The organism is Aedoeadaptatus urinae (genome assembly GCF_900155585.1).
Taxonomy (GTDB): domain Bacteria; phylum Bacillota; class Clostridia; order Tissierellales; family Peptoniphilaceae; genus Aedoeadaptatus; species Aedoeadaptatus urinae.
The window spans coordinates 152,098-176,714 of sequence record NZ_LT707415.1 but is presented as its reverse complement, the minus strand read 5'-3'; the positions used below and the strand labels follow the sequence as shown (position 1 = coordinate 176,714).

Genomic DNA, 24,617 nt, shown 5'->3' with positions numbered 1-24,617 from the left:
TTTAAAGGACGGATTCCCCGTTCTTTTTCTATGTTTCGTCGGATTTTTAAGCGGCGAGGGAGAAGGATATATGAAAAAATTACTGGCCCTATGGATGGCGGCCCTGGTCCTTTTATCGGGCTGCGGGCAAAAGAATAAGGCAGAAAATAAACCGAGCAATAACACAGAGGCGCAGGCCGGCGAAGCGGCCGAAACCTCCCGCTTTCAAACCACCTTTTACGATACCTTTGATACGGTGGTCAGCGCCATTGTCTACGCCCCCGATGAAGAGAGCGCCAATAAAACCTTTGAACAAATCCATAAGCGTTATCAGGAATTGGACCGTCTCTACAGCGGCTTTAAAAATTACGACGGCCTGGTCAATGTGAAGGCCGTCAACGATCAGGCCGGCAAGGGCAAGGTCGTGGTAGACGAAGAATTGTACGACCTGCTGCGCTTTTCCAAGGAGGAATATAAAAAGTACGGAGAAACGAATATCGCCTTCGGCGCCGTCACCTCTATTTGGCAAGATTATCGGGACGCCTATGAGGTGGTGCCGGAGGTGGACCGGAGCCCCGACGACGAGGTCTTGAAGGAAGGCCTGCCCGATGCGAAGCTTCCTCCCATGGAAGAGCTCAAGGAAGCGAGCAAGCACACGAATATCGACGACATCGTCCTGAACGATGAGGATCATTCCGTGGAAATCAAAGATCCCAAGCTGAAGATCGACGTGGGCGCCGTGGCCAAGGGCTATGCCACGGAGCTCATCGGCGAAGAACTTCGAGAATCCGGCGTAAAGACTGCCCTCATCAGCGCCGGCGGCAATGTAAAAATTATCGGCTCCGCACCGGAGGCGGACCGGGACGCCTTCGGCATCGGTCTGCAGGATCCCGAAGCCATTACCGGCGACGGCACGGCGGACGACAACATGAAAGACATTCTCTACATTAACGACATGTCCGTGGTGACCAGCGGCGACTATCAACGCTATTACATCGTCGACGGCAAGCACTATCACCACCTCATCGATCCCGACACACTCATGCCGGCGGATCATGCCCGCTCCGTGACCATCGTCACCAAAGACAGCGGCTATGCGGATTTTCTTTCCACCACGGTCTTCTGCATGCCCTACGAAAAGGGGCGCGCTCTGGTGGACAGTCTGGACGGCGTAGAGGCCTATTGGATTTTTGCCGACGGCACCACCGCCTTTACCGACGGCTTAAAAGGCATATTGGACAGTCAGGGGGCCACCAATGCGCAATAATTTGCTCATTTTCGCCCTGGGTCAGTTTTTACTCATCCTGATCTTTTCCGTCCTTCTCATTTATCTGCACCTGTCTTCTGCATTGGAAGGCGTGGTGTACGATTACTTTGCCCTCAGGCTGATTCCCGTCATCTTTACGATTGCGGCCTATCTCTTCGTGGGGAAATTTATGAATGTAAAGGGACTTACCGACGGCCTGTTGATATTGCTCTTGCCCGCCTTGATTTGGGGGCTTTTCCTCGCCATCGCCTATTACGGCGGCGGCAACGAAGCTTTTATGCGGGGCGCCTTTCGCTCCCTGTGGCGCTTTCCCGCCGATGTCACCATGCTGCCCCAAATGGCGGCAGTGAGTCTGTTGCGTCTGGAGCAGACCCCGGCGGTCTATGCCGTCTGCGCCCTCTTGCCTCAGGTACTGGCGACCCTGACGGCGGCCCTGGGCCCGGCGAAGTATCGCCGCCGGCGAGACAACAGGCGAAAATAAAATAACAGAAAGAGGTAACCATGTATAACTACGACATGCAGCGCCTTTATGAAATTACCATTGAGGCGCTGAAGAAAAAAGGCGTAGAGATTTCCGATATTGCCGAAATCGTCTACCGGCTGCAGAGCGAGTACGCCCCCATTACCATGGAGATGTGCGAAGAAAACGTGCTGGCGGTGCTCAGAAAGAGAGAAACCATTCACGCCGTCTTGACGGCGCTCGCCATCGACAAGGCCGTGGATCAGGGGCTTTTCGACGAGCCCATTCAAACCATTATTGCAAACGACGAAGGCCTTTACGGCATCGACGAGGTGATGAGCCTTTCCATCGTCAATATTTACGGCTCCATCGGCCTCACGAATTTCGGCTTTTTGGACAAAAAGAAAATCGGCATTATCGATAAATTAGACAAGATGAAGGGCAAAGAGGTCACCACCTTCAGCGACGACATGGTCGCTGCCATCGCCGCCGCGGCGGCGTCCCGCTTGGCCCACAGCAATCGAGTAGTAGAAGAAGGAAAAAACTATGAAGAATAAAATCAGCACCCATTGGATCGCGACGACGGCGGTATTGGCGGCGGTTTACTACGCCCTCACCGTGGTCTTCGCACCTATTTCCTACGGCCCCGTTCAATTCCGCGTGTCGGAAATTATGAACCTCCTGGCCTTTTACAATCCCGCCTTCGCGCCGGGCATCGTCCTCGGCGTCTTCCTTTCGAATATAAGCTCGCCCCTGGGTCTGTACGATTTGTTTTTCGGCACCTTCCACACGGCGATCAGCTTGTATTTTATGTGTAAGCTCCAGAAGAAGTGGGTGGCAAGTCTTATGCCCGCCCTATTCTCGTGGATTATCGGTTTTGAGTTAGTTCTCGCTTTCGGCGGCGGTTTCGTCGGATTTTTGACCATGAGCCTTTCCGTAGCGGCCAGCGAAGTGATCATCTGCACCTTGATCAGCTTGCCCGTCTACGAAGCCTTGGACAGAAATACGGCCTTTCGCTCCATCGTCAACAAGAGCCCTCAGTAGGAAAACAGAAGGAGAGTCTATGATAGTCAAAGTCTGTGTCGGTTCCCGCTGTACGATGATGGGCTCGAGCGCCATGCTTGACGCCTTGGAAAATCTTCAAAAGCGCTATTTTCGCGATGGCGGCTTGGAGATTGTTCACCTGAATTGTTTAAACGTCTGCAAGGAAAAGGGCTTAGATCACGTTCCCGTCGTTGAAATCGACGGCGAATTGATCACATCCGCAAAGCCCCAAGTTATTTCGGAAATGATTTTGTCCCGCGCCGGCAAATTATCAGAATAATAGGAGGAAACGTGAAAGAGAGTTACGCCAGTATAATGAGTCTTCGCCGTCGGGTGTTTGCCGAAGTGGCGAAGATGGCTTATGCGGATACACCGCTGCATGAATTGGAAACCGTGGGCTACCGCCTGTATCCCGGCACGTCCCCGGAGGATCGTGAGGATTTATTTAGAAAGCGCGCCATCGTCGAGGAAATGATTCGCCTGGCCATGGGTATGAACTTGCGTGATTACGACGAGTACATACAGGTGACCGAGGGCTTCGACGATGTAGACGTGGCCACCAGCATTTTTGAGACGCCCCTGGTGGACGTCATTAAGTTCGCCTGCGAATCCTGCCCCACCCGCGCGCTTTTCGTGACGGATAACTGTCGCAAGTGCATGGCCCATCCCTGCACCAACGTCTGTCCCGTCAACGCCGTGTCCATCGGCAAAAACGGCGCCGTCATTGATCAGGACAAGTGTGTGAAGTGCGGCCGCTGCAAACGGACCTGCCCCTACCACGCCATTGTGGAATACGACCGCCCCTGCGCCTCGGTCTGCGGCGTCGATGCCATCGGCAGTGACGAAAGAGACCGTGCCATTATCGATCACGACAAGTGCGTCGGCTGCGGCCGCTGCGTCGTGCAATGCCCATGGGGTGCCATCGGGGACAAGACCATGATCTATCAGCTGGTCAAGGCCCTGAAGGAAAAGAACAAGCGCATTTACGCCATCCCCGCGCCCAGCTACATCGGCCAATTCGGCGCGAGCACCACGCCGGAGCAAATCCGCGCCGCCGTAAAACAATTGGGCTTTGAAGACATGGTGGAAGTGGGACTCGGTGCCGACTATACCACCCTCCACGAGGCCAAGGAATATTTGGAGCGCGTGCCGGAAAAAATCCCCTTTATGGGTACCAGCTGCTGCCACTCCTGGACCCTCCTGATTCAATATCGGTTCCCCGAGCTGAAGGACTACGTCTCCGACTCGGGCAGCCCCATGCGCTATACGGCAGAGCACATTAAGCGCAAGGATCCCGACGCCCTGGTGTGCTTCGTCGGCCCCTGTACGTCGAAAAAGGTGGAAGCCATTTCAAGTGAAGTCAAGGAGTACGTAGACTTCGTCATTACCTTTGAAGAGCTCATGGGCATGTTTGTCGCCAAAGACATCGAGCCCTCCGAAATCGAAGAGGTAAAAGAAGAGGAAGAATCCTCCTCCTCGGCCCGTGGCTATGCCATGGCAGGCGGCGTCGCCGCAGCAGTAAAGGAAGTGGCCGAGCGCATCGATCCCGAGCGCAATATTAAAATCGAAGGAGCCAACTCCCTGAAGGAATGCATTCGCATGCTGCAAATGGCCAAGGCCGGCAAAAAAGACGGATACCTGTTGGAAGGCATGGCCTGCGAAGGCGGCTGCATCGCCGGCATGGGCACCATCGCCTCCACCACACGGGTGCGAAAAGCCCTGGGCAAGTACATGAGCGATTCCGAATACAAGACCCCCTTGGAAAATGTCTTGGTGGACGATTCCCTAAAGGACTTCAGCTGATCCCTTAGCGAGAACAAAGCAATAGAGAAATCAAAGAAAAGGTAATTTTCTTCTATGGAAAGATGCCTTTTCTTTTTTTGCGCAAAGACTATAATAGAAATCGAGACGAAAGTCTTTTTCATTTAATAAAATAAGCAATCGAGGCGCAGTATGAAGACGAGCGGATATCTTACAATGGCCGATGGGACGGATATTTTCTATACCGTCATCGGCGAGGGCAAGCCGGTTTTATTTTTGCACGGAAACGGCGGCAACAGTCGCTTCTTTCGCTATCAGGTGGCGCCCTTTAAGCATTATTTTCAACTGATCTTTCTCGACAGTCGCGCTCACGGCAGGAGTAACAATCGAGGCGAGCAATTAAGCTTCAGACTCATGGCCCGGGACACGAAACAGGCCTTGGACGCCTTGGGCGTGGAAAAAACCTCCATCGTCGGCTTTTCCGACGGCGCCAATTTGGCCATGACCTTCGCTGCCCTTTACCCGAGCTATGTAAGCAAGCTGGTTTTAAACTCGGGCAATCTCTTGTTTCGGGGCACGAAGCTTTTTAGTCGAATCCTATCCTATGTGCAATACGGGGCTGGGGTGGCCTTAAATAAACTGTCCGAAAAATTTAAAGATGTGAAGCTGAGGGCGAAGCTTTTGGTGAAGGACGTGGACCTGCCCGTAGACGGCCTGAGGCAATTACACTGCCCGGCCATGGTCATCGTCGGCGCCAAGGACGTGGTGGAAACGTCGCATTCAAAACACATCGCCTCTCTGATTCCCGGCTGTCGCTACGTGGAAGTGGCGGATCAGGGCCATAATCTGGTGAGAACCGATGCCGAGTCCTTTAACGACATCGTCATCAGCTTTTTAAAAGGAGCGTCATGAAAAAACTTTTCGACAATTTAAAAAAATACCTGGAGCCCCTGTTTATACTAAGCGTGTTTATTCTCGTCGTCGTGGAATTTAAAAGCCTGTCCAAGGAAATTTCCTACGACAAGGTGGTCTCCACCTTGAGCGGCGTTCCCCTTCTCAATGTCGCGCTCATGCTGGTGGTGGGGATTCTCGCCGTGGTACCCATGGTCAATTACGACGTGATCTTTAACCGCCTCATCGACAACAAGGAAAAGAAGCGCACCATTTACGAAACCAGCTACACCGTCAACACCATGAACAATCTCATCGGCTTCGGCGGCTTGATCAATATGGGGCTGAGAAATTACTTTTACGGCAGAAAAAAAGACAAGGTCGAAATGGTGAAGGTGATTCTTGAAACCTATTTCTATTACCTCATCGGCATTTCCGTGCTTAGCCTGCTGGGCCTGGTGTATCTGTATTTTCATCGGGATTCCACGGCCATGGTTTACATGCCCTGGCTCGTCGGCGGCGTGATCTATTCCCCGGCAGTGATTTTGTTTTCCAATCGAAAAAAAGAGGATAAAAAAAGAGTGCCCCATTGGGCACAGTGGCAGCTGCTGTTGACCTCTCTTTTCGAATGGGTGGGAGCTATCGGCACCTTTTTAATCATCGGTCGCTGCATGGGACAGACCTTTCACCCGGCGGAGGTGTTCACCGTCGTCGTCGCCACCAATCTCATCGGCATGGTCTCTCTTATGCCTGGTGGTCTGGGTTCCTTCGACCTGATGACTCTCGTGGGTCTGGGGAATTTAGGCATCGGCTACGAAAATGTCCTGGCCTGGCTCTTGCTGTACCGCCTCTTTTACTATGTGGTGCCCTTTTTTATCGGCCTGTACTTTTTTATCAAGCACTTCGGCCGCAGCTTTAATGCGGAAAACGACGGCTTGCCGGCGGAATTTGCAAAATCCATCGGCCACGACCTCTGTTCCTTTATGATGTACATCTTCGGCATCTTTATGATTTTATCGGCGACGATTCCCGACAAGGTCAATAACATTAAGCTTTTGGCGAAGCTCAATCCCATCCGCGCCAATATTTTGTACCAATCGCCGAGCATCCTTTTGGGGCTGGTATTTATCTTCCTCGGGCGGATTCACGTGGAGCGGCAGAAAAAAGCCATGGGGCCCACCCTGCTCTTTTTGGCCCTCACCTTCGTCTATGCAATTATGACGGGCTTCGGCTTCATTACTTATGCCTATTTAATTCTGCTCACGGTGTTGAGTATCGCATCGCGCCGCGACCTTTACCGAAAACAATTTATCTATCGGCGAGAAAGCCTGCTCATCGACTTGGGCATCGCCCTGGTCTTTATTACCATGTATCTGCTTTCCATCGCCAACAAAGCCAAGGGCATGCGGCTGTTGTTAAAGGCGCGGGAATTTTTCGTCCTGCCCTTTGAGGAAAACTGGCTGCGCATCAGCATCGTGCTTCTCATTATGGGCGGCGTCCTCTACGCCATCTTCAATTACGTCCGCGGCGAAGGCGAGACGGTGGGAGAAGAGGCGGACACGGACCGCGTGGAAGCCCTTCTGAAGGCCTACGGCGGCGATATGGACGCCGGGCTCGTGTTCCTAAGGGACAAGGACCTGTATTGGTATCAGGTGGAGGGAGAGGACATGTGTGCCCTTCAGCTGAGGACCGCCGGGGACAAGGTCATCGTCATGGGCGGACCCATGGGCAATGCTGAGTACATGGACGACTGCGTCAGCGCCTTTTTACGGGAAGCCGACGAGCTGGGCTACGACGTGGTCTTTTACGAGGTGTCGAGGGAGCTCATCATGAAGCTCCACGACTACGGCTTCCACTTTATGAAGTTCGGCGAAACAGCCGTGGTGGACCTGGAAGACTTTACCTTGGAGGGCAAGAGTAAAAAGGCCTTTCGCAATGTGCTGAACAAATTCGAAAAAGAAAACATGGCCTTCGACATCCTGCACCCTCCCTTCGATGAGAAGACCATGGTCACATTAAAAACCATATCCGACAGATGGATGGAAGGCCGTGGCGAGCGAGGCTTTTCCCTGGGCTTTTTCGACGAAGACTATTTAAACCGCGCGCCCATAGCCGTGGTGAAGGACGAAGACGGCGAAATTCTTGCCTTCGCCAATCTCATGCCCGTGTACAAAAAAGGCTGGGCCACCATCGATCTCATGCGCTACGATCCGGAGGATGCTCCGGCCGGCACCATGGACTTTATGTTTTTGAATCTGTTTATGCACTTTAAGGAAGAAGGCAAGAAAGCCTTCGACCTGGGCATGGCGCCCCTGGCCAATGTGGGCATTAACGAGCACAGCTTTTTGCAGGAAAAGCTCGCCTACTTCGTCTTTAAATTCGGAAGCTCTGTCTATTCCTTCGAAGGCCTGCGCAGCTACAAGAGCAAATTCACCGAGGACTGGGAGCCGAAATACACCGGCTACAGCCACCGAAGCAGTCTGCTCTTTACGGTACTGAGTTTGGTAAGAATCGATTGGAAGGCATCGAAGTAAGAAGCTTAGTTAAGTTTTTCTAGTTTTCAGTTATATTATTGTTTTAGTGCGATTATTATTAGGATAATCGCACTTTTATATATATGTTCTATTGCCGACAAGTGAGTATAGAATTTCACAATAACCATCCCATAAGCGACCTTATTTTGTTACGATATTATCGGGGTTAGAGATTTTTCTATTAAAATGACCTGGCTCTAGATTATATTTTAAGGAGGATGTTATGAAAAGAAAACATTTGTTAAAACTTGGCACGCTACTATTATTGAGTGTATTCCTTTTGGTAGGATGCAATTCCAAGAAAGAACCGGAAGAGAAGAAGACCATAAAGATTGGTACGATGTCTATTCGCGAACCAATTGTAAAATGGCTAGGAGAAGAATTGGAAAAAGATGGTTATACAGTTGAACCTGTACTCTATGACGGAAATCACTTGCCCGCAACGGCACTGAATGAGGGCTCGGTCGATGGCGTTATATTGAATCATAAGCCTTGGATGGAAACTTTCAATAAAGAAAATAATGCACATTTAATGATGGTCGAACCCTATATCTACTATGGCGTCAACGCTTTATGGTCCACTAAATATGATACAGTAGATGAAATACCGGACGGAGCAAAAATTGCAGTACCTGGAGATCCGACGAACTTAGACCGTAGTCTGCGTCTGTTGCAAGCCGCCGGCTTTATTACTCTTCAAGATAAGCCGAAGGATAATTTCTATAATTTGCTAGACATCAAAGAAAATAAGAAGAATATTGAAATCATTGAAACTGAAATCAACGCTACGATTCGTAGTATTAATGACGTGGATGCTTTAATCGCCTATGCATCTGATATTAAGAATGCAAACCTCGATCATAAAAAATATGTATTTGAAGATCCGGCTAATAAGGACTTTCAATCTGGTCTGATTATTCGAGAAGAAGACAAGGATAAGGATTGGGTTAAGAAAGCATCGGAAGCATTTAAATCCGAGACATTTAGAGATAAATTCAACGAATATTACGATGAAACGCTAATTTTATGGGAAGATTAATAGCTTTTTGACATGATTGATATAAAAAATGTGCATAAAAGCTTTGGCGAATTTGAAGCGCTAAAGGGCTTAGATCTTCGGATTGAAGAGGGAGAAATTTTTGGAATTATAGGCAGAAGCGGTTCCGGAAAGTCTACGCTATTACGTTGTATGAACGGTCTCATCCCTGTGGACTCAGGACAAATTGTTGTTGATGGTATTGAGGTTCAAAACTTAAAAAATCAAGACTTGCTCGACTTTAGGAAAAATATCGGAATGATCTTTCAACATTTTTCATTAGTTAGTCGCCTTAATGTATTTGAGAATATTGGCCTTCCTTTGAAAATAAAGGGATATCAGCAGGATGCAATCAAAGAGAAGATTGAAAATATAGCTAAGTTAGTTGGATTGGAAGACAAGCTGGAAAGCCGCCCTTCTGAACTCTCAGGCGGTCAAAAACAGAGAGTTGCCATAGCAAGGGCTTTAGTTACTGACCCGAAAATCATTCTCTCAGACGAATCTACGTCGGCATTGGACCCTGAAAATACAGAGTCAATATTAAATTTATTTCTGGAACTGAATAGAAAATTGAAGGTGACGATCATAGTAGTGTCCCATGAAATGGACGTTATACGTTCAATATGCGATCGTATTATGATTCTGGAAAGAGGTCAAATTAAAGAAATTTGCACGCCTTTGGAGCATATATGTGAAGAGTTTCATCTCAAGCGCTTTGATTCAAACGATTCTGATTTGGAAGCGTTTGATATACAAGTCGAGAACAGGGAAGATTCACAAATTGTTTCACAACTATCGAGAAAGCTATCAACTGATGTTATCATTCATGATACGAAAGGTTATACCTTGAAAGGGAAAAAGATTATGTTCTTTCGTTTATTAGTGCCAAAAGAACATGCTTCTAAAGTTCCAACGCATCTGGATGATTTAAATGTCTGGTGGGGAAAAGTAGAATGAATGCTAATAATTTGAATGATTGGTGGAATTTCACAAAACAGCTTGTTATTCCCGCTACCTTGGGAACTATTCGATTGGTTTTGCTTGTTGTAGTAATCGGCTATGCTTTGGGATTTATTATGGGAAGCATTCTTTACATTTATTCGCCAAATGGCTTGAATCCTAACAAGAAAATTTTTAGAATTGCGAACTTCCTGGTAAATGTTATACGGAGTATTCCGATATTAATTTTAATTGTTGCATTATTTCCTTTAACACGAGCGATTATTGGCACTTCTGTTGGACCTAATGCAGTAATTATTCCACTAGCTTTAGCTGCGACAGCATTCATTGGAAGATATTTGGAAAATATATTCAATGCAGTGGATCGGCAGACTATAGAGGCAGCACGCTCTTATGGGGCAAACAACTTTGACATTATGCGTTATATCGTCGTGAGAGAATCTATTCCGGGAATGGTCTCTACGTTAACCTTGGCGATTATTAATAACATCGCAGGGTCCACTATTGCAGGTGCCGTAGGCGGTGGCGGAATTGGCGCGATAGCCATTAATTATGGATATCAAAGCTTTAACAATGCCGTACTATACACAGCGGTAGTAATTTTGTATCTTATGGTGCAGGTCGTTCAAACGGTAGGAAATAAGATTTACGAAAAGCAAATTGAAAATTCATAGATATGCAAAACTGTGCTAATTAGAATAGATTATTTCTCGCCAACTGATAGCCTACTGCCACCAATTACAAACGATGATATTGCGGACGCATGCGTCAATCTAAATTAATAATATGGTAGGAGGTGATAATATGGAAAAAATAGAACAGAACGTAAAAAAGATCAATGCTTATCTTGGGCTTGAAAGAAAAGTTGTAGGTGTGAGGTTTCTCTTTAATGAAGTGGAATATGAAAATTCAGAATTTCATTCTCTCAAAAATAGAATGACTTACTGCACCACTGTTAGCAAGGCAACACGTGGCAAAGACTACAAGATAAAACTTGAAAACTTTGCTTGCCTATCGGCAGCTAACGCTTTAGGTTTATATCCGACACCACCACTAAAAGAGTTTGGAAAAACAAGACTAACTACGAAGGTTTATGACAATCTATGTGTTAGTCGTCAAGTTTCTAAATCAATGGTTTATTGCGGGGAAGGCATTTATGCTTTAGAAGTTGGGCCGCTTGAAATGTTTGATCAAGAACCTGATGTGGCGATTATTGTCTCTAACCCTTATAATGTGATGCGGATTGCACAAGGCTATGCATTCCACCATGGTCACATTAAAGAGGCTCAGTTTGCAGGAATGCAGGCAATATGTCAGGAATGCACCTCATATCCGTTTGAGAAAAATACAATTAATATTTCAATGATGTGTTCCGGAACGCGTATGCTCGCTGGCTGGGGAGTTGACGAACTTGGTGTTGGCATGCCTTACCATCTTTTTGATTCGGTAGTTGACGGTATAAGGCAAACCATAAATCCATTAGAGAGAAATAAGCAAAAGAAGAAAATTGAGGAACGCATACAAAACAGTCATCTAAAAGAGGAGCTCGTAATAGAATATAATAAAAACTATGATGATGGCGGTTATTTTGGCTTGCAGGGATGTCCTAAAGATTCAAGTAAATAAAATTATAAAATATCCATTGAGGAGTAGTGTCTTTAATGGATATTTTAATGAACAAAACAATAAATTGAGATGAAGAAGATAACTAAACCAATGCTGTGATGGAAACAAATTCAGAGTTTTTGAAAGAGTTTAATGGTAAAACTATCCAAGAAACTACTCAAAAAATAGAAATTGAGAAGCCTATTCCGGATCAGATTGTTGAATTGATTGAAATGGAGCCGAGAATTACAACAAGACAAATTGCGAAATATTTAGGTATTTCCTTTGACGGCGTGCGCTATCACATGAAAAAATTAAGAGCTCATGGTGTTATTAAAAGGGAAGGCTCCACGAAGGCGGGAAAGTGGATCGTTTTGAAATAGGTAGACCGAAGAAAGAAGCTGTGCAAGAAAAAGGGCTCCGACCGCCGAGTTTATTCTCGGTGAGTCGAAGCCTTTTTTGCGAAAAATTTTCTTAGAGCCGATTTTTTTCGGCCAATTTTAATCGATTCGTTCAAAGACCATGGTGGCCTGAATCTTATCGCCGTCGAGGAAGCCCTTGGATCCCGATGAGGCGGTGGTAATGGTGTGGAGCCGGTAGCCCAGGGCCGCCTGCTTGTTAATGGCCGCCTGCAGATTGGTCAGGCTGGCGGTTCCCGAACCGGTGCCCAAAAACTTTTCCGTCAGCACCACTTGTATGACCACCTACTTGTCTTTTTCGCCGCCGTCGGCAACGCCTGTTGCATCGTCAAATGCCATGATTAATTCCTCCTTGTAAACAATTTATTTGTCGGAATCATACCACGTTTTTTACGGAAGAAAAGCGGGCGCTTGTGATTTTAATGAGGCGGTAAAAGATCCTCATCGCATTTTTCTTTCGATGCGACCTAAAATATCGTCGCCGGACATGAGGGATTTTAAATTATCCCGGTCCAGAAGCAGGATCTTATTTTCCTGCAGGGATTTCTTCGCATCGGAATCCAAGACGGCGGAATCCATTAAGAGCACCTTTCGCTCCCGAACGTCCTTCGGGAAGTGGGCGAGGATGCTGTCCAAGTGCTCCTTGTGGGCCACGGCCTCGGTAGCAATGGGCTTGATTTCCACGGCATAGATCCTGCCGTCTTTTTCCATCATAAAGTCGTAGGGAAGCTCGGGATTGGCGTAGTCGTTGTCCAAAATCTCGTAGCCGCAACGGGAAAAGGCCACGGCCGCCAAGCGCTCGTGGGTCATTTCCTCTTCCAAAAGCTTCAGCGCCCGCACCAGGTGGAGGGGATCCAGCTTCATCACGGCGGTGCAGCCGTAGGAATCGTCTTTTTTCGGGAAGTGCTTCACGTCAAAGGCGATGATGCGCTCGTCCACCACGGTGAAATAGCCGTGGGCGATGGCGTTGCGCATGTGGCGCACCAAGGCGGAAATTTTCGTCTCGTGCTCGCCGGTGGTGATGATCATTTTTTGGCAATGGGTGCAAATGGAATCCATGTAATAATCCACAATGTCGTCGTCGATGTAATCCAAAAACAAAATATCGTCGTCATCCAGGCGAAGGGCCTCGGAAATCAAACCGAAGCTGAAGTCCTCGTACAAGGGCTCGGTGATCAGCACATTGGAGGACGACTGAAAGGAATTAATGTTGGGAACGTACCACAAGAGGTATTCCAAAGCCTGTGTCAATTCGTCGGAAAGGGGCAGGGGCCTGGGATCGTGGACGATAGAGTAGCTTTTCTTTACGTGGTTATCGCAGTCGTAGGAGAAGTATTTAAAGCGGGGAAGGTGTCCGTTGTGATTGGCCATAAGTCACGTCCTTTCTGCCTCTATTATAGCCCGTAAAAAAAACTTCGCCAATAGAGAAAAATCCGCATAAATCAGCCAAAACCCCTTGACATCGGGCCACTCTTGATCTATACTAATTGCTAGTGTTTTAAAGCCCCGGAAACTTTTGAACATTATTCCTTTCGATACAGCAGGAGGTTATCCATGAAGACAACCATGGCGAAAGCCAATGAAGTAGATAGAAAATGGTACGTCATCGACGCCGAAGATAAAGTGCTCGGCCGCTTGGCGACCGAAGTCGCAAATATTTTGCGCGGCAAGAACAAACCCATTTACACGCCCCACGTCGACACCGGCGATTTCGTTATCGTCATTAATGCCGAAAAGGTAAAATTAACCGGCAACAAATGGGACGACAAGATCCACGCTTCCCACACCGGTTACCCGGGCGGACGTCGCGAAGTCGTTTACAAAGAAATTCGCGAAAAGCATCCCGAACGCGTCATCGAATATGCGGTCAAGGGCATGCTTCCCAAGAGCCGTTTAGGTCGGTCCATGTTCGGTAAATTAAAAGTTTACGCCGGTCCGAACCATCCGCACGAAGCGCAAAAACCGGAAGTCTACGAAGTGTAAGGAAGGGTGAATCAGATGGCAGATCAAATTAGAGCAACAGGTAGAAGAAAAACGTCCGTAGCCCAAGTCAGACTCCTCTCCGGCAGCGGTAAATTTATCGTCAACGGCAGAGAGCTGGACGACTTCTTCGGTTACGAAACCTTACGTATCGTGGCAAAAGAACCCTTAACCGTAACGGAAACCGAAGGCCAATACGACGTCCTTGTCAAGGTCAACGGCGGCGGCTACACCGGTCAAGCCGGTGCCATTCGCATGGGTCTTGCACGTGCATTGCAAGAAGCCAATCCCGATTTCCGTGCCGTTCTTAAAAAGGCAGGTTTCTTGACCCGCGACCCGAGAATGAAGGAAAGAAAGAAGTACGGCTTGAAGAAAGCGCGTAAATCTCCCCAATTCTCCAAACGTTAAGCACATACAGACAAACACCGCCGAGAGCGGTGTTTTTTTATTCGTAAGTGTTTGTATACTTACTGTGCTTGCTATTAAGCGTTTAGCGTGTTATTTATAATAAAACAGTTATACCATACTCAGAATATAATTTAGGGGCACTATTGACAAATAGTGAATTTATATTTATTATTAAATTTAGATTCACTATTTCATTCGGAAGAGGTGTGATATGGCACAAGTATTGAAAGAAGAAGTTAGAAATAGGATACTTGATGCAGCAGAAAAAGTATTTTATAAAAGTGATTATAGAGGTGCTAAATTAACAGAAATTGCAAAAGAAGCAGATATTCCTGTGGCACTAATTTATACCTATTTTAAAAATAAGGAAGTTTTGTTTGATGCAGTAGTAAGTTCTGTTTATATAAACTTCGAGTCAGCTTTTAATGAGGAGGAATCCTTGGAAAAAGGTTCTGCTTCTGAAAGGTTTGATGAGGTTGGAGAAAAATATATTCACGAGCTTTTAAAAGAGCGTAAGAAGTTAATTATTTTAATGGATAAAAGCTCAGGTACAAAGCATATAGGAGCAAAACAAAAACTCATATCTCAAATGGAGGCTCATATTGAAGTTAGTTTAAAGAGACAATCAGAAGAGGAATATGATCCAATGCTTGCCCATATTTTAGCCAGTAACTTTACTGAGGGGCTTCTTGAAATAGCAAGACACTATCAAAGTGAAAAGTGGGCAAAAGATATGCTAAAACTTATTGCAAGGTGTTATTACAAGGGAGTGGAATCCCTTTAATAAGCACCAAAAAATAGACTTTGCGTAATCAGCAAAGTCTTACTTTAAACCTTAATACTGAATTAAGATTCAATATTATTCAATTTTGAAAGGAGCGTTGTTCATGCCAGAAAAAGAATTAAGGAAAAAAGTGATAGGGAAAAATGGTTTATCCAATTCACTTCTTGCTTTAAAAATAGTATTTGATTTGATACCACAAATCTTACTTGTATATTTGATTAGTTCTTTAATCACAAACAATATTAACGAAGATAATTTAAAGTATGTATTCATTGGAATCTTTATATCATTTGTGTTAAAAGGCGTGTTTTACTATTTTGCAACAAAGGTTGCTCATGAGAAAGCATACGAAAAATTAACAGAACTTAGGTTAGATATTATTGATCATCTAAAAAAACTAAGTTTAGGATTTTTTAAAGAACATAATACAGGAGAGCTTACCAACATTGTTCAGCATGATGTGGAACAAGTGGAAGTATACCTTGCCCATGGTCTTCCTGAAATAATGTCAGTTACACTTCTACCTACCATTATTTTTGTAGCTATGATTTTTGTGGATTGGCGTCTTGCTCTTGGAATGATTGCCGGAGTTCCACTTATGTATTTGGTAAAAGTTCTATCACAGAAAACAATGGATAAAAACTTTGCTATTTATTTTAACCACGAAAAGAAGATGAGAGAAGAGCTAATGGAATATGTAAAAAATATTTCTGTTATTAAGGCTTTTGCTAAAGAAGAGGAGATAAGTGAAAGAACATTAAAAACGGCAAGAGAATATGTTTACTGGGTTAAAAAGAGCATGGGGATGTTTACAATCCCAATGGGACTCATTGACATATTTATGGAAATTGGAGTGGTAATTGTCATGATTTTGGGAAGTATCTTTCTTTATCATGGGAATATTACAACACCTAATTTTATTCTTTCAATAATTTTATCGTCTGCTTTTACTGCATCTATAAGTAAGACTGCTACATTGCAACATTTTTCTATTGTGTTTAAGGAAGCATTAAAGTCTATAGGAAAAGTTTTAACAGTTCCGCTTCCAAACAAAAATACAGAACAAGGTTTAGAATTTGGAAACATAGAATTTAAAGATGTGAATTTTGCATATGGAAAAGATGGCTTTCAGCTTAAAAATATCAATTTAACTTTTAAGAAAAATAGTTTGAATGCCTTTGTAGGAGCAAGTGGTTGTGGGAAAAGTACTGTATCTAATTTGCTTATGGGATTTTGGGATGCAGACGAAGGACAAATACTAATAAATGGAAAAGATATAAAAGAATATAGTCAAGAAAATATATCAATGCTGATTGGTAGTGTGCAACAGGAAGTTATCCTTTTTGATTTAAGCATTTTTGAAAATATAGCAATCGGAAAACTAAATGCAACAAAAGAAGAAGTCATAGAAGCAGCTAAAAAAGCAAGATGCCATGATTTTATTTCAGCATTGCCAAATGGATATGAAACACGAGTAGGTGAAATGGGAGTTAAGTTATCCGGTGGAGAAAAACAAAGAATATCAATTGCGAGAATGATACTTAAAAATGCACCGATTTTGATATTAGATGAAGCAATGGCAGCTGTTGATAGTGAAAATGAAAGACTAATCGGCGAAGCAATTGACGACTTAAGCATGGATAAAACTATCATTACAATTGCTCATCATCTAAATACGATTAGAGATTCAGACCAAATTATAGTTATGGATAAGGGTGTTGTTCTTGATGCAGGAAGCCATGAAGAGCTGATGAAAAGATGTGAGTTCTATAAGGATATGGTTGAAGCACAGAACAAGGTAGATAGATGGAATTTAAAAGAGGCGGTAACAGAAAATGTTTAGAGAAATGTTAAAACTACTTACAAAAATCGGCAAGAGAGATTTGATTATATCAAGTGTATTCTTTGCCCTTTATGGACTAAGCTCCATAGCCATGATTGTTATCGTATTTTCTATACTGTTCCAAATCTTTGACGGAACGAGCTTAGCAAGCCTATATAAATATTTTATTGCGATTGGATTACTTGTAGTCTTCAAAGGTATTTGTAATATGGTCGCAGATATGAAAAAGCATAGTGCAGGTTTTGATATTGTTCAGCAAATAAGAGAACGCATGATTATCAAATTAAAAAAATTCAGCTTAGGATTTTATACCAATGAAAGACTGGGAGAGATCAATACAATTTTACACAAAGATGTTGATAATATGTCCCTTGTTGTAGGACATATGTGGTCAAGAATGTTTGGTGATTTTTTGATAGGTGCAGTCGTATTTGTTGGTCTTGCAAATATTGATATAAAGTTGGCACTGATAATGGCAGTATCCGTTCCGATTGCACTTACCTTTCTATATATGACAATTAAGCAATCTGAAAAAATAGAGAATCAGAACAACTCAGCACTTCTTGATATGGTTAGCCTATTTGTTGAATATGTGAGAGGAATACCTGTATTAAAGAGTTTTTCAAACAATAAGAGCTTGGATAATGAGCTTATGAATAAAACAAAGAAGTTTGGAGAAACAAGTAAATCAGCTTCAAGATTCAAGGCAAAACAATTATCTATATTTGGGTTTTTACTGGATATTGGATATTTGGTTCTTTTAATTGCAGGAACAATACTTGTTATAAAGGGAAGTCTTGATGTACTTAATTTTATTATCTTTGCAGTAATTTCAAAAGAGTTTTATAAGCCATTCGCTTCTATGGAACAACACTATATGTACTATGTTTCGGCGGTGGACAGTTATGAAAGACTTTCAAGAATTTTATATGCAGATGTAATCCCGGATAAAGTGAATGGGATTATTCCGAAAGATAATGATATAGCTTTTGAAAACATAGATTTTTCCTATGAAAAAGATGAATTTAAAATGGAAAAATTGAGCTTTTCTATTGCTGAAAAAACAATGACAGCCTTAGCTGGAGAATCAGGTAGTGGAAAGACTACTATAACCAACTTGCTTTTAAGATTTTATGATGTGCATAAAGGAAAAATTACCCTCGGAGGAACTGATGTAAGGGATATTCCTTATGATGAGCTTTTAGATCGTATTAGTATTGTCATGCAAAATGTTCAGTTGTTTGATAATACCATTGAAGAAAACATCAAGGTAGGTAAAAAAGCAGCAACGAAAGAAGAAATCATTGAAGCTGCAAAGAAAGCGAGAATACATGATTTCATTATGAGTTTACCAAAAGGTTATGAAACTGATATTGGAGAAAATGGTGGGATTTTATCAGGTGGACAAAGACAAAGAATATCTATTGCAAGAGCTTTTCTAAAGGATGCACCTATTTTAATTCTTGATGAAATGACAAGTAATGTTGATCCTGTAAATGAATCTTTGATACAAGATGCTATTACAGAACTCGCAAAGAATAGAACTGTACTTGTAGTGGCTCATCATTTAAAAACCATTCAAAAAGCTGACCAAATTCTCGTATTTCAAAAAGGTAATTTACTTGAAAAAGGAAAGCATGGGGAACTTCTTGATAAAAATGGTTACTACACAAAATTATGGAAAGCTCAATATGAGGTGTAACCATGATTTTGTTAAAAGATGTTTCTTATGAATGGGAAGATGGACGAACCGCTTTAAAAAATATCAATCTTGAAATTAAAAAAGGTGAATTTATTTTAATTTCAGGGAAAAGTGGAAGTGGTAAAAGCACACTTGGAAGTGTAATGAATGGTCTTATTCCACATTATTACAAAGGCAAAATGAAAGGAGAAGCCTTTGTGTCAGGAAAAGATATAAGCAAATTATTACTTCATGAAATAGGGCATATTGTAGGGACTGTATTTCAAGATCCAAGAAGTCAGTTTTTTACGACAACGACAGATGAAGAAATAGCTTTTGGTCTTCAAACGATCTGCAAATCAAGAGAGAAAATCAAACAGAGAGTAGAAGAAGTATATGCAGAACTGGATATTGAGGAACTGAAAGGAAAATCTGTTTTTGAATTATCAAGCGGACAGAAACAAAAGATAGCTATTGCAAGCATCTATGCGATGAATCCGAAAGTTTTAATTTTAGATGAACCTTCAGCAAATTTGGATATGAAAGCAACATTTGACCTGTTTTTAATTTTGGAGAAATTAAAGAAAAAAGGAACAACAGTTGTTCTAATTGAACATCGTTTGTACTATGTAAAGTCTCTATTTGACCGTTTTCTTTTGATGAAAGACGGAGAAATTACGAAAGACTTGAGTCGGGAAGAAGTTATCCATCTTGAAGGGGAGTTTTGGGATGAAAATGGACTAAGAACTCTTGAATTAGAAGAATACAGGATAAGTGAGAAGAAAGATCCATATCAATTAAATAATGAAAGTGTCATCGGAAAAGGCTTGAAATTTTGCTATCCGAATGTAGCTAAGGATGGAAAGAAGAAAAAACAGTACATTTTAAATCATCTTGATTTCAACATGGAGTACGGAAAAGCTATTGGTCTTATCGGCTTAAATGGTACTGGGAAAACCACCTTTGCAAGAGTGCTTTCAGGACTTGAGAAGATAGAAGAGGGAAAAATATGGGCGAGGAAAATTAAGTCGCTTAATCATAAAGATTTAATGGATATGTCATATTTTGTTTTTCAAGATTCAGACTATCAGTTGTTTTCGGAAAGTGTACTTGATGAAATGCTACTTGGTATTTCAAGTAAAGATAAAAAAGAAAATACTCAAAAGGCAAAGTCTATTTTGAGTGTACTTGGCTTAGATAAATACGTTGATAAACATCCGTTTGCTTTATCAAGAGGAGAAAAACAAAGACTGACAATAGCTTGTGGAATGATGAAACAGGCAAAAGTTTTTATCTATGATGAACCAACATCAGGTTGTGATAAAGACTCAATGCTTTCCGTCGCAAAACTGATTGAAGAACAATTGAAAATTGGGACAACAGTTTTGGTAATAAGTCATGATTTTGAGTTTTTAGCAAACACAGTGAGCAAGCTATGGGTAATGGGAGATGGAAAAATAGAAACTGTTTTAGATATGAGTGAAAGTAATAAATTTCTCATATTAGACAAGATGAGAGGAGGTAGAGAGCTTGTCAGATAGAAAAACTATAGATCCGAGAATAAAACTTACTCTACTTCCAATTGTTGGATTTACGAGTTTTTTTATAAGCGATACAATTCTACTTTTTTTTCTAATTGTTTTTGCCTTTTTTCTGTATGTATATAGCAGTATGTGGAAAAGGGCGTTACGCTTTATCTTGTTTTTTGTGCTTTTATACTGCATAGAGTTAGGGATTAGCAAGTTTTCTGAAGCAAGCATCGTATTTGCAATATATATGTTTATTTACTTTGCATCAAGAATGACCTTAATTGCTATGTTTGGTGGATATATAACAAAGACTACAAGTGTAAGTGAAATGCTTGAAGCATTAAATAGAATGAAAGTACCAAGAAGCATTGGTATACCTTTTAGTGTTTTGCTTAGGTTTGTACCAACTATAAAAATAGAACTCAAGGCATTAAAAGAGAATATGAAGATTCGAGGAATTGTAACAAGTAGATTTTTTCCATTGCTACACCCAATTAAATACATTGAATATACACTTGTTCCGCTTTTAATGAGAATGATTAAGATTTCAGATGAATTGTCAGCTTCAGCACTCATTAGAGGACTTGACAGTGATGAGAAGAGGGTAACATTAACAGAATTGCAGTTTAGATGTGCAGACTTAACTATTGGACTATTAGGAGCTTTTATGATTGCTCTTATGATAGTAATACAGAGAATTTATTAGGAGGACTTTTATGAAAAACAAATTAAATGGTCGTGATTTTATTACAATCGGAATTTTTAATGCAATTGGAATTGTCATATACATGGCAGTTGCATTTGCTATGGCAACAACAGTTATTGGAGGCTTTATTGCTTCAGGAGTTAGCTTTATGATAGCTGCCACCGTTTATATCCTTATGGCTGTGAAAGTTAAAAAGAAGGGCGTATTTACAATATCAGGAACGCTTCTTGGTTTAATTGCGTTGTCAGGAGGACATTTGCCTCATGCAGTCTTTGCTGTAATCGGTGGAATTATATGTGATTTGATTATAGGAAATTATGAGAGCAAGGGACGAATGATTATTGGATATGGGACATTTGCATTAGCAGATTTTTTAGGAACAGTAATTCCTGTGATTTTATTCGGAACTGCTTCTTTTGTGGAAAGAGCAACAAAATGGAAAATGAGCGAAGCACAAATAAATGAAGCATTATCTTATTTCAAAGTTTCGTGGGCAGTAGGATTTGGTTTGATAACTTTTATTCTTGCTTGCATAGGAGCTTTTGTTGCAACACGAATTCTTAAAAAACATTTTGAAAAAGCCGGAGTGATTTAATCAATATTTATTTGTGAGGGAAAAATGGATTAAATAATGGAGGTAATTGCTATGTATTATTTAGGATCTATAGGTAATTTTCATAAAAAATCAAATTTAAAATATGGGGTAAGAATAAATTTATCTCAATTAAGAGGATTTATGCTTAATGGCATAAGTCCTCTTTTGTATTAGAAAACCCCCGGTTAGACCGGGGGTTCCGTTTAGATTTAGCGATAATCACCTGATATTCCCAGAATGGTATGATAAGAAAGGTCTGCCAACCAATCACAATCAGGAGGGAATAATGACATCACTAAATCACACCCATAGTCTATCACACACAAAATGGAATTGTAAGTATCACGTCGTGTTTGCTCCGAAATACAGGTGAAAAGTATTTTATGGATCGAAGCGCTTAGAAATAGGGCGATTCTACGCGAGTTATGTAGCTGGAAAGGCGTAAATATTATCGAGGCGGAAGTATGTCCGGATCACGTTCATATGTTACTAGAGATCCCGCCCAAACTCTCCGTATCTTCATTCATGGGGTTTCTGAAAGGGAAAAGCAGCATCATGATCTATGAACGATGGGGAGACATGAAATTTAAATATAGGGGAAGGCAGTTTTGGTGCCGAGGGTATTACGTTGATACAGCGGGAAAAAACGCTAAAAGATACAAGAATACATTCAAAATCAACTGAAAGAAGATCAAATAAGTGAGCAATTAACCTTCGACAAGACGAACCCCTTCAAGGGGTAGCCAAGTAACGTTAGCACGGGCAGACCACCGACGCCCTTCAGGCGCAGCTAGTAATACAGGCCCTTTGGACCGAAAAAGAAAAACCCCCGGCTACGCCGGGGGATGTTTATTGTGTGTAATGTCCAAATATTGGGAGTCAGGTAATCTGTCAATTTAACCAAAGGCTTTGTCTTATATTGTGTCCAGCATCAAGATACAAAGCAAATTTAACAGGTGGCAAATAGTAGAATAATTTTCAAGGATAGGTTTGACATGTGAAAACTATAATGATATCTTGGCATTAAGAATTACTATCATAATAATGGATGAGGGTAATGTAGATAAAGATAGGTCATAGACAGACATTGGTTGTCATAAAATTTACCGGCAGGTAGATGAAAAACGATCGAGAGAAGGATATGTGTGAAAAAATGGATGACGATGGTTAGTACGTGCTTGTTATTGGTTTTGTTTGGTGGAGAAAAGGTGTAGTATGAAGAATCTATGCAGAGTTAACCGAAAACGTGTGCTCGACAGACGCTATTTTTATACTCTTGGCCTATTAGCGGTGGGACTATTTGCTTTAGCTTGGTTTTACGCCGATAGCTACCCGCCTGAAATATCTCGGTTTGGAAGAGAGGGCGCATTGGACAAAGGCGAGCTTTTCTGGTCCATATTTTTCTTAATATCTTTTACTACCATCACTATAGGTTTGTTCTTTACCACTAAAAGTCCTCTCGTTTGGCTAGTGCTGGGTCTTTTGCTGATACCTCATGTTTTTGTATTGTTAGTCTGGACAGGTCTTGGTGAAGGCTCTCTGTTTCAAAGCATAGTATCTGCGGTTAGAACCTATCTGTTTGTCATTAGTTTTGGTTGGTTAGGATGATAGAGAATATAAAAAACCGCCGGGGTTGGCCGGCGGCATATCAATTTATTTCAGTAGATGTAAATCTTTCACCATGGCGATAAGGTCGTCTTTGTCCGCGCCTTCGGCGGAAACGGAGACGAGGAGGCCGTCTCGTTCGAAGTCGGCATCACGGCCTTGAATGATGACCTTCACGCCGTCCACATTGACTTCGTAGATTTTGCCTTCGCCGCCGGTTTCATAGGCGTTTTCCGGGGAGGAGACCCGCTCGTCAATATAGATGGTCTTGCCGTCTTTTTCGTAGATGAAGGCGACGCAATCGGAAAGTGTCCCCGGCTCGGCGAAGATTTCCGATTCCACGTAGTTGTATTTATCCGAAAAAACCAGGGGATTGAAGCTTAATTTTTTGGCGATTTCTTTCACCGGGGCCTTGTCGCCCGTATCTTTTTTCACTTCGTCGGCGTATTCGAAGGTAACTTCGCCGGTGCGGGTGGCTTCGTCGTAATTGCTTCCCACGATTTCCCGGCCGTCTTTGGAGTAGACGTGCTCTGCCTTTTTCAGGACTTCGAGGTCGGTGATTTCATTTCCCTCTTTGTCGAAGACCTTTCCCTTTAATTCCTCGGGGAAGGGGATGGCCACGGCCGGCTCGTCTTCGTTGACGACGATGCGGCCCGAGGGGCTGACGGCTTGTCTCACCGTATTCACGATGCCGCCGCCAAAGCTCGTAAAGGGGAGGGTAGCGATTAAAAGGGCGCATGCCGCGGCGATGGCGGGCTTTTTATATTGTTTTCGTTGTTTGTTTTTCATTTTTACATAGACCTCCCGTCTATCTTTTTCGTCGGCTTGATACAGGCTTTTTAAATTTCGACTTACGTCGTCGTGGGGGTTTTTATTTTCATTCATAATAGGCCTCCATTTCTTTTCGCAATTGATTCAGCAAACGGTGGATCATGACGCCCACGTGATTGGGATTCGTGTCCATAAGCTCGGCGATGGTTTGATTGGAAAGCTCCGCACCGAATTTGTAGCTGATCAACAACTGATCCCGGGGCTTCAGTTTTTTTACGGTCCGCCGCAAATAGGCGATTTCTTCTTTGTTCTCCATAAGTTCTTCGGCACCGGGATCGTCTTCGACCACGTCTTTCGCCGCGGTGATGGGCAACCACTGAAAGCGGCTCTTTCGTCGGTAGTAATCCTTCACCTGATTGCTTGCAATGGTGTAGAGCCACACCTCGAAGCTGCCTTTTTTCGAATCGTAGGCGGAAAATTTCTTGTAGACCTTGAAGAAAATATCCACCGTCAGATCTTTGGCCACCTCCCGATTGCCGGTGCGGTAGATGACGAACCGAAATACGGAATCGAAGTAGCGATCGTAGACGGCTTCAAATGTAACGGCATCGTCTATGACGGTCGGTACATGGGTCGTTTCATCCATTGGCTTCACCTCCTTGTCCCTTCACTTGTATATACGCGGGAGGGTTCCCTTTATTACAAAAACATTCTCGTTTGTTTATTGTACATAGGATGGGAGCAAATTTTAAAGAGAGG

25 protein-coding genes and 1 pseudogene are annotated in these 24,617 nt (G+C 43.1%); 22 read left to right on the top strand and 4 right to left on the bottom strand.

The features are described 5' to 3' along the window. Window positions 1–70: 70 nt before the first annotated feature. The 13 genes from BQ7397_RS00865 to BQ7397_RS00805 all read left to right on the top strand — a co-directional run bounded on the left by BQ7397_RS00865 (window position 71) and on the right by BQ7397_RS00805 (window position 11,920). Window positions 71–1,246 carry an FAD:protein FMN transferase gene (locus tag BQ7397_RS00865; RefSeq protein WP_077074311.1) on the top strand — a complete coding sequence of 392 codons (1,176 nt, stop codon included), beginning with the start codon at window positions 71–73 and terminating at the stop codon, window positions 1,244–1,246. Next, the gene (locus BQ7397_RS00860) at window positions 1,236–1,727 is read left to right on the top strand and encodes a hypothetical protein (RefSeq protein WP_077074310.1); all 492 of its coding nucleotides are present in this window, start codon (window positions 1,236–1,238) and stop codon (window positions 1,725–1,727) included. The genes BQ7397_RS00865 and BQ7397_RS00860 overlap by 11 nt, the downstream gene beginning before the upstream one ends. A 20-nt stretch (window positions 1,728–1,747) precedes the next feature. Then, window positions 1,748–2,263 carry a phosphatidylglycerophosphatase A family protein gene (locus tag BQ7397_RS00855; RefSeq protein ID WP_077074309.1) on the top strand — a complete coding sequence of 172 codons (516 nt, stop codon included), beginning with the start codon at window positions 1,748–1,750 and terminating at the stop codon, window positions 2,261–2,263. Beyond that, a complete protein-coding gene (locus tag BQ7397_RS00850; protein WP_077074308.1) occupies window positions 2,253–2,750 on the top strand; it encodes a QueT transporter family protein in 498 nt (165 codons plus the stop codon). Before BQ7397_RS00855 ends, BQ7397_RS00850 begins: the two co-directional genes overlap by 11 nt. Next, a complete protein-coding gene (locus BQ7397_RS00845; protein WP_268801885.1) occupies window positions 2,710–3,030 on the top strand; it encodes a (2Fe-2S) ferredoxin domain-containing protein in 321 nt (106 codons plus the stop codon). Before BQ7397_RS00850 ends, BQ7397_RS00845 begins: the two co-directional genes overlap by 41 nt. A gap of 11 nt (window positions 3,031–3,041) precedes the next feature. Continuing rightward, complete coding sequence (locus tag BQ7397_RS00840; protein ID WP_077074306.1) at window positions 3,042–4,553, top strand: 4Fe-4S dicluster domain-containing protein; 1,512 nt, start codon at window positions 3,042–3,044, stop codon at window positions 4,551–4,553. Window positions 4,554–4,703: 150 nt separating this feature from the next. Beyond that, window positions 4,704–5,423: an alpha/beta fold hydrolase gene (locus tag BQ7397_RS00835; RefSeq protein ID WP_077074305.1), complete on the top strand. Its 720-nt coding sequence runs from the start codon at window positions 4,704–4,706 to the stop codon at window positions 5,421–5,423. Further along, a complete protein-coding gene (mprF, locus tag BQ7397_RS00830) occupies window positions 5,420–7,936 on the top strand; it encodes a bifunctional lysylphosphatidylglycerol flippase/synthetase MprF (RefSeq protein WP_077074304.1) in 2,517 nt (838 codons plus the stop codon). Before BQ7397_RS00835 ends, mprF begins: the two co-directional genes overlap by 4 nt. 223 nt (window positions 7,937–8,159) lie before the next feature. Beyond that, complete coding sequence (locus tag BQ7397_RS00825) at window positions 8,160–8,975, top strand: MetQ/NlpA family ABC transporter substrate-binding protein (protein WP_077074303.1); 816 nt, start codon at window positions 8,160–8,162, stop codon at window positions 8,973–8,975. A 12-nt stretch (window positions 8,976–8,987) separates the two neighbouring features. Continuing rightward, a complete protein-coding gene (locus BQ7397_RS00820; RefSeq protein WP_077074302.1) occupies window positions 8,988–9,929 on the top strand; it encodes a methionine ABC transporter ATP-binding protein in 942 nt (313 codons plus the stop codon). Beyond that, window positions 9,926–10,606, top strand: a complete 681-nt coding sequence (locus tag BQ7397_RS00815; RefSeq protein WP_077074301.1) for a methionine ABC transporter permease — start codon at window positions 9,926–9,928, stop codon at window positions 10,604–10,606. Before BQ7397_RS00820 ends, BQ7397_RS00815 begins: the two co-directional genes overlap by 4 nt. A 130-nt stretch (window positions 10,607–10,736) precedes the next feature. Next, window positions 10,737–11,558, top strand: a complete 822-nt coding sequence (locus tag BQ7397_RS00810; RefSeq protein WP_159435148.1) for a DUF169 domain-containing protein — start codon at window positions 10,737–10,739, stop codon at window positions 11,556–11,558. A gap of 119 nt (window positions 11,559–11,677) precedes the next feature. Beyond that, the gene (locus BQ7397_RS00805) at window positions 11,678–11,920 is read left to right on the top strand and encodes a winged helix-turn-helix domain-containing protein (RefSeq protein WP_234970552.1); all 243 of its coding nucleotides are present in this window, start codon (window positions 11,678–11,680) and stop codon (window positions 11,918–11,920) included. Window positions 11,921–12,037: 117 nt separating this feature from the next. Here BQ7397_RS00805 and BQ7397_RS00800 read toward each other — a convergent pair whose 3' ends face one another. Both BQ7397_RS00800 and BQ7397_RS00795 read right to left on the bottom strand, forming a co-directional pair. Beyond that, window positions 12,038–12,229: a DUF4177 domain-containing protein gene (locus tag BQ7397_RS00800; RefSeq protein ID WP_234970551.1), complete on the bottom strand. Its 192-nt coding sequence runs from the start codon at window positions 12,227–12,229 to the stop codon at window positions 12,038–12,040. A 168-nt stretch (window positions 12,230–12,397) separates the two neighbouring features. After that, the gene (locus BQ7397_RS00795) at window positions 12,398–13,327 is read right to left on the bottom strand and encodes a hypothetical protein (RefSeq protein ID WP_077074298.1); all 930 of its coding nucleotides are present in this window, start codon (window positions 13,325–13,327) and stop codon (window positions 12,398–12,400) included. Window positions 13,328–13,510: 183 nt separating this feature from the next. Between BQ7397_RS00795 and rplM the strand changes: the two genes are divergently transcribed. The 9 genes and pseudogenes from rplM to tnpA all read left to right on the top strand — a co-directional run bounded on the left by rplM (window position 13,511) and on the right by tnpA (window position 22,225). Continuing rightward, entirely contained in the window at window positions 13,511–13,939 is a 429-nt protein-coding gene (rplM, locus tag BQ7397_RS00790) for a 50S ribosomal protein L13 (protein WP_077074297.1), read from the top strand. A 15-nt stretch (window positions 13,940–13,954) separates the two neighbouring features. Next, complete coding sequence (gene rpsI / locus BQ7397_RS00785; RefSeq protein ID WP_077074296.1) at window positions 13,955–14,344, top strand: 30S ribosomal protein S9; 390 nt, start codon at window positions 13,955–13,957, stop codon at window positions 14,342–14,344. 211 nt (window positions 14,345–14,555) lie between these two features. Beyond that, on the top strand, window positions 14,556–15,128 hold the full coding sequence (locus BQ7397_RS00780; protein ID WP_077074295.1) for a TetR/AcrR family transcriptional regulator: 573 nt from the start codon (window positions 14,556–14,558) through the stop codon (window positions 15,126–15,128). A gap of 103 nt (window positions 15,129–15,231) precedes the next feature. Next, window positions 15,232–16,971 carry an ABC transporter ATP-binding protein gene (locus tag BQ7397_RS00775; protein ID WP_077074294.1) on the top strand — a complete coding sequence of 580 codons (1,740 nt, stop codon included), beginning with the start codon at window positions 15,232–15,234 and terminating at the stop codon, window positions 16,969–16,971. Continuing rightward, window positions 16,964–18,673 (top strand): ABC transporter ATP-binding protein, encoded by a 1,710-nt coding sequence (locus tag BQ7397_RS00770; RefSeq protein ID WP_077074293.1) that lies wholly within the window; start codon window positions 16,964–16,966, stop codon window positions 18,671–18,673. The genes BQ7397_RS00775 and BQ7397_RS00770 overlap by 8 nt, the downstream gene beginning before the upstream one ends. Before the next feature lie 2 nt (window positions 18,674–18,675). After that, entirely contained in the window at window positions 18,676–20,193 is a 1,518-nt protein-coding gene (locus BQ7397_RS00765) for an ABC transporter ATP-binding protein (RefSeq protein ID WP_077074292.1), read from the top strand. After that, complete coding sequence (locus tag BQ7397_RS00760; protein ID WP_077074291.1) at window positions 20,183–20,887, top strand: energy-coupling factor transporter transmembrane component T; 705 nt, start codon at window positions 20,183–20,185, stop codon at window positions 20,885–20,887. The genes BQ7397_RS00765 and BQ7397_RS00760 overlap by 11 nt, the downstream gene beginning before the upstream one ends. Before the next feature lie 10 nt (window positions 20,888–20,897). After that, window positions 20,898–21,482, top strand: coding sequence for an MptD family putative ECF transporter S component (locus BQ7397_RS00755; protein WP_077074290.1), 585 nt, complete (start codon window positions 20,898–20,900; stop codon window positions 21,480–21,482). Between the two features lie 286 nt (window positions 21,483–21,768). After that, window positions 21,769–22,225 (top strand): annotated as a pseudogene (tnpA, locus tag BQ7397_RS00750) (IS200/IS605 family transposase). Between the two features lie 910 nt (window positions 22,226–23,135). On the opposite strand, the gene BQ7397_RS00740 reads toward tnpA, so the two are convergent. Beyond that, window positions 23,136–23,972, bottom strand: a complete 837-nt coding sequence (locus BQ7397_RS00740; protein WP_077074288.1) for a hypothetical protein — start codon at window positions 23,970–23,972, stop codon at window positions 23,136–23,138. After that, entirely contained in the window at window positions 23,965–24,504 is a 540-nt protein-coding gene (locus BQ7397_RS00735) for an RNA polymerase sigma factor (RefSeq protein WP_077074287.1), read from the bottom strand. Before BQ7397_RS00735 ends, BQ7397_RS00740 begins: the two co-directional genes overlap by 8 nt. Window positions 24,505–24,617 lie beyond the last annotated feature (113 nt).